Annotated in this window: 1 pseudogene; it reads left to right on the plus strand. The window is 46.2% G+C overall.

The window, feature by feature from the left end:
- The first annotated feature begins 114 nt into the window (after positions 1-114).
- A pseudogene (locus tag AABW11_RS19940) lies at positions 115-1,625 on the plus strand (IS1634 family transposase).
- Positions 1,626-1,652: the final 27 nt, after the last annotated feature.

A 1,652-nucleotide genomic window follows, 5' to 3' on the forward strand; every position in this document is an offset into this window, starting at 1 on the left:
CCTGACTTCCGCACTTTTTTAATGTGAAAAATATCGGCATTGTTTTTTAATGACTTACGGCCCAAAAAAATAATGTTTGGGTGTCCCGATCTTTTTTTGGCGTATTTTCGATACATGTTTGTACGTAAGAAACCCAATACAAGTGGAAGCACCAGTGTTCAAGTCATTGATAAAAGCTCGGGCAGCTACAAGGTGGTAAAAACCATTGGCAGCTCAGATGATCTACAGCAGATCGATCGGCTGATTCGTCGTGCTCACCAATGGATCAGCCATCATCTGGGGCAAGCCGAGCTTGATTCTCATGATGAGAAACAGCTGTACCAATCTTTCGTTTCTGGCATTCAAAGCGTCACGATAGCCGGGACGGAGCTACTGCTTGGCCGACTTTTTGACCAGATCGGCTTCAACCAGATTGACGATGAGCTGTTTCGCAGGCTGGTATTAGCCAGGCTGTGTTTTCCTGCCAGCAAGCTCAGAACCACCGACTATCTGCAAAAATATCATGGGATCTCTGTTGATGAGGATGCCATTTACCGGTATATGGATAAGCTCTACAACACTCAAAAGGAAACGGTTCAGCAGATCAGCTATCGCCATACGCGGAAGGTACTGGGCAAGGAGATACGGTTGGTATTTTACGATGTAACGACTCTTTATTTTGACATTGATGGTGAAGATGAACTGCGCAAAACCGGCTTTAGTAAGGATGGGAAACATCACCGTCCACAAATTGTCCTGGGCCTATTGGTCAGCGAGGATGGCTACCCACTGGCCTACGACATCTTTCAGGGCAATACTTTTGAAGGCCACACGATGTTGCCGGTACTGAATGCCTTCAAGGAAAGGTACGGCCTTGACAAGCTGGTGATCGTTGCCGATTCGGGCCTGCTGTCCAAGTCCAACATTGCCGGCCTGCAGGACAACGGCTATGAGTTTATTTTGGGGGCGCGGATCAAAAACGAGGCGAAAGCCATCAGAAACCAGATTCTGGGGTTGTCGTTGACCAACAACCAAAGCAGCGTTATTGACAAAGACGACGCCATACGATTGATTATCAGCTATAGTGACAAACGAGCACGCAAAGATCAACGCAACCGGAAAAAGGCCTGCAAAAGCTGGAAAAACGGATCACATCCGGGAAGCTCACCAAAGCCAACATCAACAACAGAGGCTACAATAAATATCTGAGGTTGGAAGGAGATGTATCGATCAGTATTGATCGGGAGAAATTTGAAGACGATGCCAAATGGGATGGGCTAAAAGGGTACCTGACCAACTCCACGCTCGGCAAAGACCAGGTGATTGAGAATTATGGGCATTTATGGAAGATAGAACGGGCCTTTAGAATTTCGAAGACAGACTTAAAAATCAGACCTGTTTATCACAGGCTTCAACGCAGGATTGAGGCTCATATTTGTATCGCATTTGTGGCATACAAGATTTACAAAGAGCTGGATCGGCAGTTAAAAGTGAAGAAAACAAAGCTGAGTCCGGACAAAGCCATCGACATCGCAAAAACGATCTACGCCATAAAAGTCGTCACACCGTTGAACAAGGAGGAGCTACATCAAACGCTAATCCTGAATGAGGAGCAACGAATGTTGGCTGATTTATTCAACTTTTAGCAGGGTGTCCCAATGCGGAAGTCAGGA

The organism is Rhodohalobacter sp. 8-1 (assembly GCF_038150125.1).
Taxonomy (GTDB): Bacteria; Bacteroidota; Rhodothermia; order Balneolales; family Balneolaceae; genus SW132.